The following is a 16204-nucleotide window of genomic DNA, read 5'->3' on the forward strand; positions in this document are numbered from 1 at the left end:
AATTAGTTCAGCGTGTACTGCGCTGCTAAATCCAAAAAACCTTGAATGTCTGGATCAATGCCTGTTTCTGAAAACAAAATGGCTGCCACTGTTGGTGCGATGCGCATCGCCAATCGCGCGTCGATGAACAGCAAGCGAGAGCGTCTTGCCAGTACATCCTCGACATGAACCGCATATTCATAGCGAGCAGCAAATCGCACCATCGCTTCGCTCAACCCATCGGTTAGCCAAGTCTGGTGACCGGGTAATTGTTGTACCCAAGTCTGTTCACTGCCATACGAATGCAATCCTTCCGGTTCACAGATGGATATGGGTAAATCACTCAAATTTTCTGCACCTACTAATTTGAGTATTTCGGTGCACGACCTACTTTTGGGCATGAGTAACGTGCTGTCAAAACATTTTTGAAGAACATCTTCAGCCATCGCTCGGTAGGTTGTCCATTTGCCTCCTGTGACGGTGACGAGGCCTGAGTCACTGACCAGTACGGTGTGTTCACGGCTCAGTGCTTTGGTGTTTTGGCCTGTTTTCTCGGGGGGCTTGACCAGTGGACGCAAGCCAACCCAAATACTTTTAACATCGCTTCGCTGAGGAGCATCTCGCAAATAACGCGCAGATTCGTTCAGGATGAAATCAATTTCTTCCTCAAAAGCCAACGGCTCTTTGGCCAAGTCATGTCGAGGCGTGTCTGTTGTTCCCAAAATAACTTTACCCAACCAAGGCACTGCAAACAGCACGCGGCCATCGGCTGTTTTGGGAATCATCAAACCGGCATGGCCTGGTAGAAATTTTTTGTCCACCACGATGTGAACACCTTGACTCGGTGCCACCATCGCTTGTACATCCCCATCTTGCGCACGCAAAGCATCGACCCAGACCCCTGTGGCATTGACCACGCAACGTGCTTGAATGTCATGCGCAGCCCCCGTGAGCGTGTCTTGGCATCGCACACCCGAGACTTTTTTATCTGAGTACAGCAAAGATTTGGCTTGCATGTAATTCAACAGCAATGCACTTTCGAGTGCCGCACTGCGTGCCAACGCCAATGCCAATTTGGCATCGTTGAATTGGCCATCCCAATACTTCACGCCGCCTTTGAGGCGATCTGCTTGCACAGAGGGAAGATACGCCAAGGTCTCTTCACATGACAAGAATTCTGTATCGCCAAGGCCAGACCTGCCAGCCAAAGCATCGTAAATTTTTAAACCAATCCCGTAAAAAGGTTTCTCCCACCACGCATAAGACGGCATCACAAATGAGAGTGGTTGCGCGATGTGTGGTGCATTGTGTAGAAGTGTGCTGCGTTCGTGCAACGCTTCTCGTACCAAAGCAATATTGCCTTGCGCCAAATACCGTACACCTCCGTGCACTAGTTTGGTTGATCGCGATGATGTGCCTTTTGCAAAATCATTCGATTCGACAAGAACTACACGGTAGCCGCGTGCGGCCGCATCCAATGCCAAACCTAAACCAGTTGCACCGCCACCCACAATGGCGATGTCATACACCGCTTGAGGGTCAAGCTGCGCCAACAGATCTTCACGTCGTGTCAGCTGCGGCTGTGCTTGGGTTGGCATAGAAATCTAACGCTCCATCAATCAAGAACGAACAAAAAAAGGCCGTGTGAGTGTGTGACCCACACGGCCATCTGGTTTAACGGACCTTGCCGTTCTTCCATGCGTTCAACAATGAGTCGTACGCAATGGTTTCGCCTTTTGGCTTTTCATTCGCCAATTTCTTCCAAGGTGCACCCTTGTCGCTGAGCCACTTGTTGGGGTCAGATTTGGCGTTGAGCTTGGGTGGACACACGGCCATGCCGGAGCGCTCCAAACGTGCCATCACATCGTCCATTTCGTTGGCCAAGTTGTCCATCGCGGCTTGCGGTGTTTTCTCACCGGTCACAGCCACGGCCACGTTTTTCCACCACAACTGAGCCAGCTTGGGGTAGTCAGGCACGTTGGTGCCGGTGGGCGTCCAAGCCACGCGTGCGGGGCTGCGGTAGAACTCCACCAAACCACCCAATTTAGGTGCCATGTCGGTCATGGCTTTGGACTGGATGTCGGACTCGCGAATCGGTGTCAAACCCACGATGGTCTTTTTCAAGGACGTGGTTTTGGCAGTCACGAACTGGGCGTAGAGCCACGCTGCAGCAGTTTTGCTTTCGTCATGGCCTTTGAAGAAGGTCCATGAACCCACGTCTTGGTAGCCGTTTTGCATGCCTTGCTTCCAGTACGGGCCGTTGGGGCCTGGGGCCATGCGCCACTTCGGTGTGCCATCGGCGTTCACCACAGGCAAACCTGGCTTGATCATGTCGGCCGTGAAGGCGGTGTACCAGAAGATTTGCTGAGCAATTTGGCCTTGTGCAGGCACAGGGCCGGCTTCGCCGAAGGTCATGCCAATGGCTTCCTTGGGCGCGTATTGCTTCATCCAGTCCACGTACTTGGTGAGGGCGTAAACAGCAGCTGGTGAGTTGGTGGCACCACCGCGCGCGACCGATGCGCCTTGAGGTGTACAACCATCAGCCGAGGCGCGAATGCCCCACTCGTCCACGGGCTTGCCGTTAGGAATACCGATGTCAGCCGAGCCAGCCATGGACAGCCAAGCGTCGGTGAAACGCCAACCCAGCGAGGGGTCTTTCTTGCCGTAATCCATGTGGCCGTAAATGGCTTTGCCATCGATGTTTTTTACATCGTTGCTGAAGAAGGCGGCGATGTCTTCGTAAGCGCTCCAGTTGAGCGGCACACCCAACTCGTAACCGTATTTGGCTTTGAACTTGGCTTTCAGTTCAGGCTTGGCAAACAAGTCGGCGCGGAACCAATACAAGTTGGCGAATTGTTGGTCGGGCAATTGGTACAGCTTGCCGTCCGGTGCTGTGGTGAAACTGGTGCCGATGAAGTCTTTGATGTCGATGCCGGGGTTGGTCCACTCTTTGCCGTTGCCCTTCATGTAATCGGTCAAGTTCATGATCTTGCCGTAGCGGTAGTGTGTACCGATCAAATCGGAGTCGGTGATCCAACCGTCGTAAATGGACTTGCCTGACTGCATGGACGTTTGCAGTTTTTCCACCACATCGCCCTCGCCGATCAGGTCGTGCTTAACTTTGATGCCCGTGATTTCTTCAAAGGCCTTGGCCAGTATTTTTGATTCGTATTCGTGAGTGGCAATCGTTTCGGAGACGACTGAGATTTCCTTCACGCCTTTGGCTTGAAGTTTCTTCGCCGCATCAATGAACCACTTCATCTCAGCCGCTTGCTGGGTTTTACTCAAGGTCGAGGGCTGGAATTCGCTGTCAATCCACTTCTTGGCAGCAGCTTCATCAGCCCAACCTTGAGACGACAGTGAGCAGGCAACTGCCACTGCGACGACGCTGTAACGCAACTTCATATCTATCTCCTCATTTTTTTGATACCCCTGTGTGAAGGTGCTTTCGGCTCCAGGGGGAAACAAGCCGTCCTTTTCTAGAAAACGAGCGTCAGCCTTTGCGCATGATCCAACCGAGAAGAACCATGGAGAGGACAAAGCTGAACCAAATCGATGGATCAGCTTCCAACGACAAAACTTGAGCCAACCAACCGCTGATGCCGACAAATGCCAAATTCACATAAGCGGCAGACAACAGGCCAATGAACAGGCGATCGCCTCGTGTAGTTTGCATGGGCAAAAAACCTTTGCGCATCAAGGTGGGTGATTTCATTTCCCAGACAGTCATCCCAGTGATCATCAGTCCGATGCAAGAAAAAAATACGGCCACAGGGGTGGTCCACGCCATCCATTCAAACATTGCAGTTCTCCTCTTGAAGCCGCATCAAACGCGACCCATCGCAAAACCTTTGGCGATGTAGTTACGAACAAACCAAATCACGATGGCGCCAGGCACGATGGTCAGCACACCCGCTGCGGCCAAGGTGGCCCAGTCCATGCCCGAGGCCGAGACGGTGCGCGTCATGGTGGCGGCAATCGGTTTGGCATTCACGCTGGTCAAGGTGCGTGCCAACAACAACTCCACCCAACTGAACATGAAGCAAAAGAACGCCGCCACGCCCACACCCGCTTTGATCAAGGGCAAAAAGATTTGCACAAAAAACCGCGGGAACGAGTAGCCGTCGATGTAGGCCGTCTCGTCGATCTCGCGGGGAATGCCACTCATGAAGCCTTCCAAAATCCACACTGCCAGCGGCACGTTGAACAGCAAATGCACCAGCGCCACGGCCAAGTGTGTGTCCATCAAACCGACCGAGCTGTAGAGCTGAAAGAACGGCAGCAAAAACACGGCGGGTGGCGTCATGCGATTGGTCAAGAGCCAAAAGAACACATGCTTGTCGCCCAAAAAGCTGTAGCGCGAAAACGCATAAGCGGCAGGCAAAGCGACGATGAGCGACATCACGGTGTTCATCGCCACATAAATCAGGCTGTTGATGTAGCCCGAGTACCAAGCCGGATCGGTCAGGATGGTTTCGTAGTTGGCCCACGTGAAATGCTCGGGGAACAAGGTGAAGCCCGCCAAGATTTCGTTGTTCGTCTTGAATGACATGTTGACCATCCAATAAATGGGCAGCAAAGCAAATACAAGATAGAGCCACAGAAAAACTGTGCGCTTTTGAAATTTTGCTTTATGCATGTCCACCCTCCTTCGGCTCTGTACCGACTTGCTGCATCCAGTTGTACAAAACAAAACAGAACAACAAAATGATCAAGAAATAAATCAACGAGAAAGCCGCAGCAGGCCCTAGGTCAAATTGCCCCACGGCTTTTTGTGTCAAAAATTGCGATAAAAACGTGGTCGAGTTACCGGGGCCGCCACCGGTCAGCACAAAGGGTTCGGTGTAAATCATGAAGCTGTCCATGAAGCGCAACAGCACCGCAATCACCAAGACGCCGCGCATCTTGGGCAACTGAACAAAGCGGAACACATCGAACTTACTGGCGCCGTCAATACTCGCGGCTTGGTAATACGCATCAGGAATAGAGCGCAAACCGGCGTATCCCAATAACGCCACCAATGGCGTCCAATGCCAAACGTCCATTAACAAGACGGTGAACCAAGCATGGTTGGCGTTGCCTGTGTAGTTGTAGGCAATGCCCATGCCTTGAAGCGCTGCGCCCATCAAGCCAATGTCGGTGCGTCCAAAGATTTGCCAAATGGTGCCCACCACGTTCCACGGAATCAGCAAGGACAGCGACACGATGACCAGCACCGCCGACGATTTCCAACCCGTTGCAGGCATAGACAAGGCCAACAGAATGCCCAACGGTAACTCCACAGCCAACACCGAAAAAGAATAAATCAATTGGCGCAACAACGCGCCGTGTAACTCTTCGTCTCGCATGATCGCAGCAAACCATTCGGTACCCACAAACACGCGACGGTCAGTGGAAATGATGTCTTGCACCGAGTAGTTGACCACCACCATCAAAGGCAAGATGGCCGAAAACGCGACGCACAACAACACGGGCAAAATCAAAAACCAGGCTTTCTGGTTGACGGGTTTGGTGGTCGTGCTCATGCCACGATCTCCTCGTTTTTATAAAAGCATGTATGGGCACCCATAACTTGTAGCCACACGGTTGAACCGGTTTGTACAGATGCACTGTCCGTCGATAAACGTGCTTTGACGGTTTGGCCATGGAGGCTTGCGGTGACGATGTTGTGTGTGCCTACATCTTGAACTTGCGACACCAGCATGGGCAAAGCACCTGGCGTTTGGGCATCTGCCAATGCCACATATTCAGGACGTATGCCCAATTTAATGCCGCCCAACGGCAATGCTGCAGCAGCGTCGAGTACATGTGAGCCCACACGCAAACCGGATGCATCCACCTCGGCGTGCAAAAAATTCATTCCAGGAGACCCAATGAAGTTGCCAACAAATGTGTGGCTAGGCCGCTCGAACAAGTCAGCGGGTGAGCCCACTTGCACGGCTCGCCCACGTGTCATGACCACCACTTGATCGGCAAACGTCAATGCTTCCACTTGATCGTGCGTGACATAAATCAAAGTCAGCTTGAGTTCATGGTGAATTTGTTTAAGCTTGCGACGCAGTTGCCACTTCAGGTGTGGATCAATCACCGTCAAGGGTTCATCAAACAACACCGCCGATACATCTGGGCGCACCAACCCTCGGCCCAGAGATATTTTTTGTTTAGCGTCTGCCGATAAACCCGCGGCACGCTGGTTGAGTTGGCCGCTCATTTCTAGCATCTCGGCAATTTGGCCCACGCGTTGGTCCATCTTGTCTTTGGGCCATTGACGGTTGCGCAGCGGAAATGCCAAGTTTTCTGCCACTGTCATGGTGTCGTAAATCACAGGGAACTGAAACACTTGTGCGATGTTGCGTTCTTGCGGCGTTGCGTGAGTCATATCACGCCCATCAAACAGGACATGGCCTTGTGATGGGGTCAGCAGGCCAGACATCACGTTGAGCATGGTGGTTTTGCCACAGCCAGAAGGGCCTAGCAAAGCGTACGCACCACCATCCTCAAACGTCATCTTCAAGGGGAGCAACGCGTAGTCGCTGTCGTGTTGTGGGTTGGCTTTGTAGGCGTGTGCCAAATCGAGGTCAATCCGCGCCATCTCAGTGTCCCTTCGTGCGAGTAGGTGCAAGCAGCAACATGCCTTGCGCATCAAACACATACATTTGCATCGGATTCGCATACACCTGAATCTGCGCTCCCAAATCAAAGTAATGAACACCCGTGAGTTGCGCGACTAAATTACCCATGCCTGTGGCGACGTGCACGAAGGTGTCTGAGCCTGAAATTTCAGCCAATTCCACACGCCCACCGATGGCGATGTCGCCGCTTTGTGCATGGGTGCGAACCGCGCTGGCTCGCATTCCCAAGGTGAGTTGGGGCGTGGCGGTGGACGGCAACGTCAACGCCATCAGCGGCCCACCCAGCAACTGAACACCCGTTGATTGCCGTGTTGCATTCATCAAGTTCATGGGCGGGTCACTGAAGGCCCGTGCCACGCGTAAAGATTTAGGGTTGTGAAACACCTCGGCTGTAGGCCCGTATTGCAATAACTCGCCTGCATCCATGACGGCGGTATAACCACCCAGTAGCAGAGCTTCAGCAGGTTCGGTGGTGGCGTAAATCACAGTGGAGTCACCGCTGGCAAACAATGCGCCCAACTCCTCGCGTAATTCTTCGCGTAGCTTGTAATCGAGATTGACCAAGGGTTCATCCAACAGCATCAGCGGTGCTCCCTTAGCCAATGCACGCGCCAAGGCCACACGCTGTTGCTGGCCACCAGACAGCTCCGTGGGGTAGCGGTCTAAAAACATGTCGATATGAAGTTTTTCGGCCAAGGCTTGCACGCGTTGGGCGATGTTTTTGTCGCCACGCAGCTTCATGGGCGAAGCAATGTTGTCTCGTACTTTCATCGATGGGTAGTTGATGAACTGTTGGTAGACCATGGCGACATTACGCTCGCGAACAGGAACGCCCACCACATCTTGTCCATCCACCAGCACACGACCAGAACTGGGCACATCCAAACCCGCCATGATGCGCATCAGACTGGTCTTGCCCGCTTGGGTGGCGCCTAGCAGCACCGTTACATTGGCACTGCGAGGCGCTAGGCTCATGTCGTAAAGCCAGGTTTGAGGCCCGACTTTTTTGCTGACACCTTCGAGAGACAACTGCATCACACCACCTTTACGCTTTGAGTTCGTCGACGATCTGTATCGCTTTTTGATAGATTCATTATTGTTCGATACTTTTCTTTTTTTGCTCGGTAATTACCCTTTGAATGTTCGTTTTAGTTCGGTTTAAAGTGATGACTCTTCGTTTGTGCATGAAAATCAGAATCTATGAATTCCAATCCACGACAAATTACTTTGCTCAAAGTTGTGCAAGAGCTTGGCTCTGTGACGGTCGAACAACTGGCTGAAAAATTAGGTGTGACCTTGCAAACGGTGCGCCGTGATGTGCAGCGCATGGCGGAGACGGGGCAGCTCACGCGCTTTCATGGCGGCGTGCGTGTTCCCAGCTCAACCACTGAGAACATTGGCCACCAGCAGCGCGTCAACCTCAACTCAGAAGCTAAAACGCGGATCGCACGAAGCGTGGCAGCCGCCGTGCCTAACGACTGTTCGTTAATCTTGAACATCGGAACCACCACAGAAGCCATTGCACGTGCCTTGTTGCGGCACACAGGTTTGCGTGTCATCACCAACAATTTGAATGTGGCCAGCATCCTAAGTTCCAACCCCAATAGTGAAGTGATCGTGGTGGGGGGCGTTGTGCGAGGTCGGGATCAAGGCATCGTCGGTGAGGCTGCGGTGGATTTCATTCGTCAATTCAAAGTGGACATTGCTTTGATTGGCATCTCTGGTATTGAATCGGATGGTTCTTTGCGCGATTACGACTACCGAGAGGTCAAAGTTTCACAAACCATCATTTCTCACGCCAGAGAGGTGTGGTTAGCAGCAGACCACAGCAAATTCAACCGACCAGCCATGGTCGAGGTTGGCGCGATTTCACAGATTGATCGTTTGTTCACAGACGCCACACCACCCTCGCCTTTTGGCGCCTTGCTTACTGAAGCACAAGTACAACTGCACATCGCTGAGTGAACGAACTTTTCGCCAAGAAAGAAGAACACATGACCTACATCCTTGCCCTTGACCAAGGCACTTCTAGCTCACGCAGCATTGTTTTCAACCAACTCGGGCAAATCGTGGCGATTGCTCAGCAAGAGATCACGCAGATTTATCCCAATCCTGGTTGGGTCGAGCATGACCCTATGCAAATCTGGCAGACCCAGTTGGCAACCGCCAAAGAAGTGCTGGCTAAAGCTGGCATCAGCGCCCGTGATGTAGGCGCGCTTGGCATCACCAACCAACGCGAAACCAGCGTGGTGTGGAATAAAAACACAGGCCAACCCATTTACAACGCGATTGTTTGGTAAGACCGCCGAGCCGAACCTGCGTGTGTGGCCTTGCGTGAGCAGGGCCTGAGCGACACCATCCAAGCCAAAACAGGTTTGCTGGTCGATGCTTATTTTTCGGGAACCAAACTCCAATGGATTTTGGATCATGTGCCCCAAGCGCGTGCCCAAGCTGAACGTGGTGAGTTGCTATTTGGCACAGTCGACAGCTGGCTGATGTGGCAACTCAGCGGGGGTGCGGTACACGCCACCGATGTGAGCAATGCCTCTCGCACCATGCTTTTTAACATCCACACCAACCAGTGGGATGCTGAGCTGTTGGCGGCCCTGCGCATACCTGAGGTCATGATGCCCACCGTGCAGGCTTCTAGTGCTCAGTACTGCGAAGTGCGTGCCGATTTGCTGGGACATGCCATTCCTATCGGGGGTGTTGCTGGAGATCAGCAAAGTGCCCTGTTTGGGCAAGCTTGCTTCAGTGCAGGTATGGTGAAGAACACCTACGGCACGGGTTGCTTCATGCTCATGCACACGGGGGCTGATGGCATGCGCTCACAAAATGGATTGATCACCACCAGTGCTGCACAAGCGACGGCGCAACCGCAATTTGCCATCGAAGGTAGCGTTTTTGTGGGCGGTGCAGTGGTGCAGTGGTTGCGTGATGGTTTGGGGGCCATTCGTCACAGCAGTGAGGTACAAGCTTTGGCTGAAAGCGTTCCGGACTCCGGTGGTGTGATGGTGGTGCCTGCATTCACGGGGTTGGGGGCACCGTATTGGCACGCGGATGCACGAGGATCTATCACAGGTCTCACACGCGGCAGCACGGTAGCGCATATTGCTAGAGCCGCATTAGAGAGCATTGCTTTTCAAAGTGCTGCCTTGCTACAAGCGATGAGTCGTGATTTGACCTTGGCGGGTGTTGCCCAAGTGCGTGAACTGCGTGTGGATGGCGGGGCTTGTGTGAACGATTTGTTGATGCAATTCCAAGCTGATTTATTGTGCATTGATGTGGTGCGCCCTGAAGTCGTAGAAACCACAGCACTGGGTGCAGCCTATCTGGCAGGCCTAGCCACGGGGGTTTATAGCAGCACAGATGAATTGAGCGAACTGTGGCGTGTGGAGCGTCGTTTTAGCCCGCAGCGCACGCCTGACTACGCGACCGATTTGATGGCGCAATGGGAACACGCGGTTCGTAAAACAGTGCTTTGAGCCTAACGCGCTCATGCAAACGCGTGCCGCAAAGCGCGCGCGGCATCTAGGTGCGCCGTCAGCGCTTCAGGAATCACGCGGCCCATTTGGATGAAGCTGTGCACCACGCCTTTGTAAATTTCTAAGTCCACAGCCACGCCGCCCAAGCGTAGATGGTCGGCGTAGGTCACGCCTTCATCGACCAATGGGTCGCACTCGGCCAAGCCCAGCCATGCGGGGGCCACGCCCGACACGTCAGCCAACAGAGGTGAAAACCGTGGGTCGTGACGGTCTTCCGCGTTGGGCATGTAGTGGCCGTAGAAGTATTCGATGCTGGCTTTCTCTAGCAAAAAGCCTTTTTCAAAGGTGTGGCTTGAGGCCATGTGCTCCGGCGAACAGCCGGGGTAGAACATGAGTTGCAGCTTCAGGTCAATGCCTGCATCACGCGCGGCAATGGCAGTGGCCGCAGTGAGTGTGCCGCCAGCGCTGTCGCCACCAACGGCAATGCGTGTGGCGTCTAAACCTAGGCTGCTTGCATTGGTGGCTAGCCATTGCAGCGCATCGAATGCGTCGTTGTGCGCGGTGGGAAATGTGTATTCAGGTGCGAGTCGATAGTCCAGCGACACCACGGCACAGTGTGCCAAGTGGGCCAAGTGTTTGCACAAGGCCTCGTGCGTTTCGGGGCTGCCCACGGTGAAGCCACCGCCATGAAAGTACAACAGCACGGGTAAGTTAGGTTTTGCGTGTTCGGCCCACAGCTTGGCGCGCAGTGTCGCCCCGTCGCGGGTGGGGATGTGCAGTGTGTCATCACGCGCCATTTTTTGTGAGTTCACCTCCAGCACGCCAGCGCCCAAGGCATAGGCTTGTTTGGCTTGCTCAGGCATCAGCAGTGCCATCGGCGGACGGCCTGCTTTGGCAATGGCGTGCAGTACATCACGCATGGCGGGGGTCAACAGGCTTTGCGGGTTACGTGGGTGACTCATCTGGGTTTGCTTTTGTGGCTATGGCTTTTATAGTGTGCCATGGCTCAAATCCTCTACCTCACCAACATCCAGATTGACTTTGGCGTGCTCGCGACCCTTGGGGCGGAGTGTGAGAAGGCCAACATCAAACGACCACTCATCGTGAGTGACCAAGGCGTGAAAGCCGTGGGCATTTTGCAAAAAGCGCTAGACGCGTTGCAGGGCTTCGAAGTCGCGGTGTTTGACCAAACGCCATCCAACCCCAACGAGGCCGCCGTGCGCGCCGCTGTCGCGGTGTATCACGCTCATCACTGCGATGGTTTGATTGCCGTGGGCGGCGGCTCTTCCATCGATTGCGCCAAGGGCGTGGCCATCGCTGCCACGCACGAAGGCCCGCTCAAAACCTACGCCACCATCGAAGGCGGCTCGCTCAAAATCACGCCCGCGGTGTCACCCATCATTGCGGTGCCCACCACGGCGGGGACGGGCAGCGAGGTGGCGCGTGGCGCCATCGTCATCGTGGACGATGGGCGCAAGCTGGGTTTTCACTCGTGGCACTTGGTGCCCAAGGCTGCCCTGCTCGACCCAGAACTCACCCTCGGTTTGCCCCCTGCCCTCACCGCTGCCACCGGCATGGACGCGATTGCCCACTGCATGGAAACCTTCATGGCAGCGCCGTTCAATCCACCTGCTGACGGCATTGCGCTTGACGGCCTCACACGTGGCTGGGCGCACATCGAACGCGCAACCAACGATGGCCAAGACCGCGATGCACGCCTGAACATGATGAGCGCCTCCATGCAAGGAGCGATGGCGTTTCAAAAAGGTTTGGGCTGCGTGCATTCGCTCAGCCACAGTTTGGGCGGTGTGAACCCACGTTTGCACCACGGCACCTTGAACGCCATGTTCTTGCCTGCGGTGGTGCGCTTCAATGCGCAAGCCGAGTCGGTGCAAAAAGAGCGCCGCATGCAGCGCATGGCCTATGCGATGGGCTTGGGCGAAATACACCACCCGCTCGAAGCGGCTGAGGCCATTGCCCAAGCCATCAACGCCATGAATGCCCGGTTAGGTTTACCCAAAGGCTTGGCCGAGATGGGCGTTAAAACTGCATGGTTTGACAAAATCATCGAAGGTGCCATGGCAGACCATTGCCACAAAACTAACCCACGCTTGGCCACGGCGCAGGAATACCGCTCGATGCTGCAAGCGGCGATGTAAGGTCGCGCAAGCGTAGATTACTTAGCCTGCTTCGCCTTGGGCTTCATCTTGGCTGCTTGCGTGCGAAGCGCCGCCTCAAACGCGGTGCGTCCCCACACCTCAGCCTGCTCACGCTCATCCAGCACGGCCTCGGGGGCGGACCAGTAGGACAGCTTCACCGGTTTGTTGCGTTGCATATACGTAAACGGCTCAGACCCCGCCGCCTCAAACTGCGCCACGTTGTGCGCATCGGTCTTCAAATACAAACGCCCTGCGGCATACAGCCCAAACATCAAACCATCGTGATAAATGCCCCAGCCACCAAACATGCGGCGAGCGCGGATGGGACCGAATGCATCAAAGACTTCGTGCAGGTAGTCGATGGATTCGTTCATGCGCACAATTTGCTTGTTCAAAGACGCTGCACAGCAGCCATGCTGGGATGTGCAGCCCAGTCGGCAAACTCTTGTGCCATCTGCTCACTCGCAAGCACGGCCTCTTTCCACACCTTCACCCGGCATTCAAAGTCAGAGACATAGCTCACAAAGTCACTGCGGTCTGGCAGCTTGCCGTTGGGCAGTGTTTTGACCCACTCGGGGTTGGGGGCCAAGACGATGGTGTTGTCTAAAAACGGGGTGGCTTTGTGTCGCCACTTCAGGGCTTTGTCTAGCCAGCCAGGCACCACAGCTTTTTGAAAGTGTGGGTACAGCACAAGCCCCTTGTAGTTGAGGTGCAAGTGGTAGTCGGTGATGCCGCCATCCCAATACGCGCCGGAAGGCGCATCGGGAATGTCGTGCACGGCTTGCAGCACAAATGGGATGGAGCAACTGGCTTGCAGCGCGGCCATGAAATTGCGCTCGTTCAGCGCCATGTGTTGGGTGACAAAGTCGGCCGTATTAAACGGCAACTCACCACGGCTAGAAAACACCACGCGTTCTAGCCACGCGCCTATGGCTTTGCGTTGCACGGCATTACACAGATATGCACCTGCGTAGCCCAAGGGCGTGAGCAGCGGGTGCTCGTGGTGCAGGATGTGTTTGCCACGCGAGGTCACCACATGCAAGCGATAGCGCGGGTTGTTGAGCACTTCGTTGACATGGCCGCCATAAAACGCTTGCAGGGTTTGACTGAACTCGTCGCTCACCTGCTTTGCGCTGGGGCGCTTTTGACCCTCGGGTACTTTGTACTCTTGGTGGATGTAATCGTGCGACAGGCGTTCAAAGCCTTGCACGGGATTGTCCAAACACGCCGTGGCCATGCGCCACGCACCGATGGACGCGCCCACGAGGTCGATGGGCTGTGTGCTTTGCGGCAACCACTCGCCAAACAAAAAACGGTCCAGTGGCCCGAGTATCAAACCCTTGGGCCCACCTGCCGCAGCGGGGATGACGCCAATGTGTTCGGGCTTCAAGCCATTGGCCTCGATGTGGGCCATGGCTTTCGGGCCAGCGTAGATGTGCAGGGCTTTCAACGCGTGGCCTTGTGATTACTTCTTCAAACCTTGCAGCTTGGCAAATGCACTCGCCATGGCCGAACCTGCCGCCGCTTGCGGTGGTGCCGTGTAGCCACTGCTGTAGCTGCCGCCACCACGTTGACGGTTGTCGCGGCCTGCGTGTTCAAAGCGGTTATCGCGTGGGCCATCTTTACGCGCAGGTGCAGCGTCCATCTTCATGGTCAGGCTGATGCGTTTGCGGGCCACGTCCACTTCCAGCACTTTCACCTTGATGATGTCGCCGGTCTTCACCACTTCGCGCGCGTCGGTGATGAACTTGTTGCTGAGTTGGCTCACGTGAATGAGGCCGTCTTGGTGCACACCCAAATCGACAAACGCGCCAAAGGCGGCTACGTTGCTGACCGTGCCTTCAAGCACCATGTCGACCTTCAGGTCTTTGATATCTTCCACGCCGTCTTGCAGCTTGGCCACTTTGAAATCGGGGCGCGGGTCGCGGCCTGGCTTTTCGAGTTCGCTCAAGATGTCTTTGACGGTGATCACCCCCACGGTGTCATTGGCAAACAGCTCGGGCTTCAAAGTTTTGAGCATGTCTGCGCGGCCCATCAGCTCGGCCACGGGCTTGCCAGTGTGAGCCATGATTCGTTCGACTGTCGCGTAGGTTTCAGGGTGAACCGCGGTCATGTCCAGCGGGTTGTCGCCATCGCGAATGCGCAAGAAGCCTGCGCTTTGCTCAAACGTTTTCGCGCCTAGGCCCGTGACCTTGAGCAACTGCTGGCGGTTGGCAAACGCACCATTGGCTTCGCGCCAACGCACCACGGCTTTGGCGGTGGTGGTGCTAAGCCCCGACACGCGGGTGAGCAAAGGCACGCTGGCGGTGTTCAGGTCCACGCCCACTTTGTTCACGCAGTCTTCCACAACGGCTTCAAGCGTACGGGCGAGTTCGCTTTGGTTCACATCGTGTTGGTACTGGCCCACGCCGATGGACTTGGGGTCAATCTTCACCAGCTCGGCCAAGGGGTCTTGCAAGCGGCGCGCAATACTGGCCGCGCCGCGCAGGCTCACGTCTACATCGGGCATTTCGTTGCTGGCGTATTCACTGGCGCTGTAAACCGACGCGCCGGCTTCGCTGACCACCACTTTGTCGATGACTTTGCTCGCGTCATGCTTCGCCATGAGTTTGATGAGCTCGCCCGCCAGTTTGTCAGTCTCGCGGCTGGCTGTGCCGTTGCCAATGGCAATCAAGTTCACGCCGTGTTTCTCGGCCAATTTAGCCAAGGTGTAGAGCGAGCCATCCCAATCTTTACGAGGCTCATGTGGGTAAACGGTAGATGTTTCCACCAGCTTGCCAGTGGCATCGACCACGGCCACTTTCACGCCGGTGCGAATGCCAGGGTCCAGGCCCATCACCACGCGTGGTCCAGCAGGTGCTGCCAGCAGCAAGTCGCGCAAGTTGTCGGCAAACACTTTGATGGCGACCTTCTCGGCCTCTTCACGCAGACGCGTGAACAAGTCGCGCTCGGTGGAGAGGCTGAGCTTCACGCGCCATGTCCATGCCACGCATTTGCGAATCAGGTCGTCCCCTGCCCTGCTGGAATGGCTCCAGCCCAAGTGCAAAGCAATCTTGCCTTCAGCCAAGCTGGGTTTGCCGGGTTCTGGCTCGACGGGAAGAACCAATTTGGCGTCGAGCATTTCCAATGCACGGCCACGGAACACGGCCAATGCTCGGTGCGATGGCACGCGGCCAATAGGTTCGTCGTAATCAAAGTAGTCGCGAAACTTCGCCACGTCGGGGTTGTTTTCGTCTTTGCCGGCAGCGATCTTGCTGCGGAACAAACCTTCGGCCCATAGCCACTCGCGCAAGCTTTGAATCAATGTTGCGTCTTCGGCCCAGCGCTCGCTCAACAAATCGCGCACGCCATCCAGCACAGCGGCCACTGATGAGAAGTCGGCCCCTTCAATCTTGCCTGCGGGCAGGATGAAGGCTTCGGCTTCCAAATTGGGGTTGAGCGTGGGGTCGGCAAACAGCTTGTCGGCCAGTGGCTCCAAGCCCGCTTCTTTGGCAATCATGCCCTTGGTGCGGCGCTTGGGTTTGAACGGCAAGTAAATGTCTTCCAGCTCTTGCTTGGTGGGCGCAGCTTCGATCGCAGCCAACAACTCTGGCGTGAGCTTGCCTTGCTCTTGAATGCTCTTGATCACGGCAGCGCGGCGGTCTTCTAGCTCGCGCAGATAGCTCAGGCGCGCTTCGAGTTCGCGCAGCTGAATGTCGTCCAAGCCGCCAGTCACTTCTTTGCGGTAACGGGCAATAAAGGGCACGGTGGCACCACCGTCAAGCAGCTCAACAGCAGAGCGCACTTGTGCTTCGGAGATCTTGATTTCGTCCGCCAGTTGGCGGGTAATTTTTTGCATGTTTTCAGTCAGTCGAATTCGCTAAAGCGGGCAATTTTGCCTTAGCTCTCTAGGGTGCTTGAAAACATAGCTTCCCTTCGTTGGCCTGGGTTGTGGTAAGCCAAGACGGCT

At 55.2% G+C, this 16204-nt stretch carries 13 protein-coding genes and 1 pseudogene; 3 read left to right on the top strand and 11 right to left on the bottom strand.

The annotated features are described in order from the left end of the window. Positions 1 to 2 precede the first annotated feature (2 nt). From LINBF2_RS06085 to LINBF2_RS06115, 7 genes are all read right to left on the bottom strand, one after another. Positions 3 to 1577 carry a glycerol-3-phosphate dehydrogenase/oxidase gene (locus LINBF2_RS06085; protein WP_281891208.1) on the bottom strand — a complete coding sequence of 525 codons (1575 nt, stop codon included), beginning with the start codon at positions 1575 to 1577 and terminating at the stop codon, positions 3 to 5. Between the two features lie 76 nt (positions 1578 to 1653). After that, positions 1654 to 3384, bottom strand: a complete 1731-nt coding sequence (locus tag LINBF2_RS06090) for an ABC transporter substrate-binding protein (protein ID WP_104797431.1) — start codon at positions 3382 to 3384, stop codon at positions 1654 to 1656. 88 nt (positions 3385 to 3472) lie between these two features. Beyond that, positions 3473 to 3781: a DUF2160 domain-containing protein gene (locus LINBF2_RS06095; protein ID WP_281891209.1), complete on the bottom strand. Its 309-nt coding sequence runs from the start codon at positions 3779 to 3781 to the stop codon at positions 3473 to 3475. A gap of 24 nt (positions 3782 to 3805) precedes the next feature. Next, the gene (locus tag LINBF2_RS06100) at positions 3806 to 4618 is read right to left on the bottom strand and encodes a carbohydrate ABC transporter permease (RefSeq protein ID WP_281891210.1); all 813 of its coding nucleotides are present in this window, start codon (positions 4616 to 4618) and stop codon (positions 3806 to 3808) included. Beyond that, positions 4611 to 5504, bottom strand: a complete 894-nt coding sequence (locus LINBF2_RS06105) for a sugar ABC transporter permease (RefSeq protein ID WP_104797429.1) — start codon at positions 5502 to 5504, stop codon at positions 4611 to 4613. The genes LINBF2_RS06100 and LINBF2_RS06105 overlap by 8 nt, the downstream gene beginning before the upstream one ends. Continuing rightward, positions 5501 to 6571, bottom strand: coding sequence for an ABC transporter ATP-binding protein (locus LINBF2_RS06110; protein ID WP_281891211.1), 1071 nt, complete (start codon positions 6569 to 6571; stop codon positions 5501 to 5503). The genes LINBF2_RS06105 and LINBF2_RS06110 overlap by 4 nt, the downstream gene beginning before the upstream one ends. Position 6572: 1 nt before the next feature. Beyond that, positions 6573 to 7646, bottom strand: coding sequence for an ABC transporter ATP-binding protein (locus LINBF2_RS06115; protein WP_281891212.1), 1074 nt, complete (start codon positions 7644 to 7646; stop codon positions 6573 to 6575). Positions 7647 to 7811: 165 nt separating this feature from the next. Between LINBF2_RS06115 and LINBF2_RS06120 the strand changes: the two genes are divergently transcribed. After that, positions 7812 to 8576 carry a DeoR/GlpR family DNA-binding transcription regulator gene (locus tag LINBF2_RS06120; RefSeq protein ID WP_281891213.1) on the top strand — a complete coding sequence of 255 codons (765 nt, stop codon included), beginning with the start codon at positions 7812 to 7814 and terminating at the stop codon, positions 8574 to 8576. Positions 8577 to 8605: 29 nt separating this feature from the next. Next, positions 8606 to 10096, top strand: a pseudogene (gene glpK, locus LINBF2_RS06125) (glycerol kinase GlpK). An 11-nt stretch (positions 10097 to 10107) separates the two neighbouring features. Here the strand turns inward: glpK and LINBF2_RS06130 are convergent. Next, entirely contained in the window at positions 10108 to 11058 is a 951-nt protein-coding gene (locus LINBF2_RS06130) for an alpha/beta hydrolase (protein ID WP_281891214.1), read from the bottom strand. Between the two features lie 39 nt (positions 11059 to 11097). Here LINBF2_RS06130 and LINBF2_RS06135 point away from each other — a divergent pair, with 39 nt between their 5' ends. Further along, complete coding sequence (locus LINBF2_RS06135) at positions 11098 to 12255, top strand: iron-containing alcohol dehydrogenase (RefSeq protein ID WP_281891215.1); 1158 nt, start codon at positions 11098 to 11100, stop codon at positions 12253 to 12255. A 17-nt stretch (positions 12256 to 12272) separates the two neighbouring features. On the opposite strand, the gene LINBF2_RS06140 is transcribed toward LINBF2_RS06135, so the two are convergent. From LINBF2_RS06140 to LINBF2_RS06150, 3 genes are read right to left on the bottom strand one after another with little or no spacing between them, the layout of a single operon-like run. Further along, on the bottom strand, positions 12273 to 12650 hold the full coding sequence (locus tag LINBF2_RS06140; RefSeq protein ID WP_281891216.1) for a TfoX/Sxy family protein: 378 nt from the start codon (positions 12648 to 12650) through the stop codon (positions 12273 to 12275). Next, a complete protein-coding gene (locus LINBF2_RS06145) occupies positions 12647 to 13705 on the bottom strand; it encodes a phospholipase (RefSeq protein ID WP_281891217.1) in 1059 nt (352 codons plus the stop codon). Before LINBF2_RS06145 ends, LINBF2_RS06140 begins: the two co-directional genes overlap by 4 nt. Positions 13706 to 13720: 15 nt before the next feature. Then, positions 13721 to 16093 (bottom strand): Tex family protein, encoded by a 2373-nt coding sequence (locus LINBF2_RS06150; RefSeq protein ID WP_281891218.1) that lies wholly within the window; start codon positions 16091 to 16093, stop codon positions 13721 to 13723. Between the last annotated feature and the right edge of the window lie 111 nt (positions 16094 to 16204).

The sequence above is a fragment of the Limnohabitans sp. TEGF004 genome, assembly GCF_027924965.1.
GTDB lineage: Bacteria > Pseudomonadota > Gammaproteobacteria > Burkholderiales > Burkholderiaceae_C > Limnohabitans.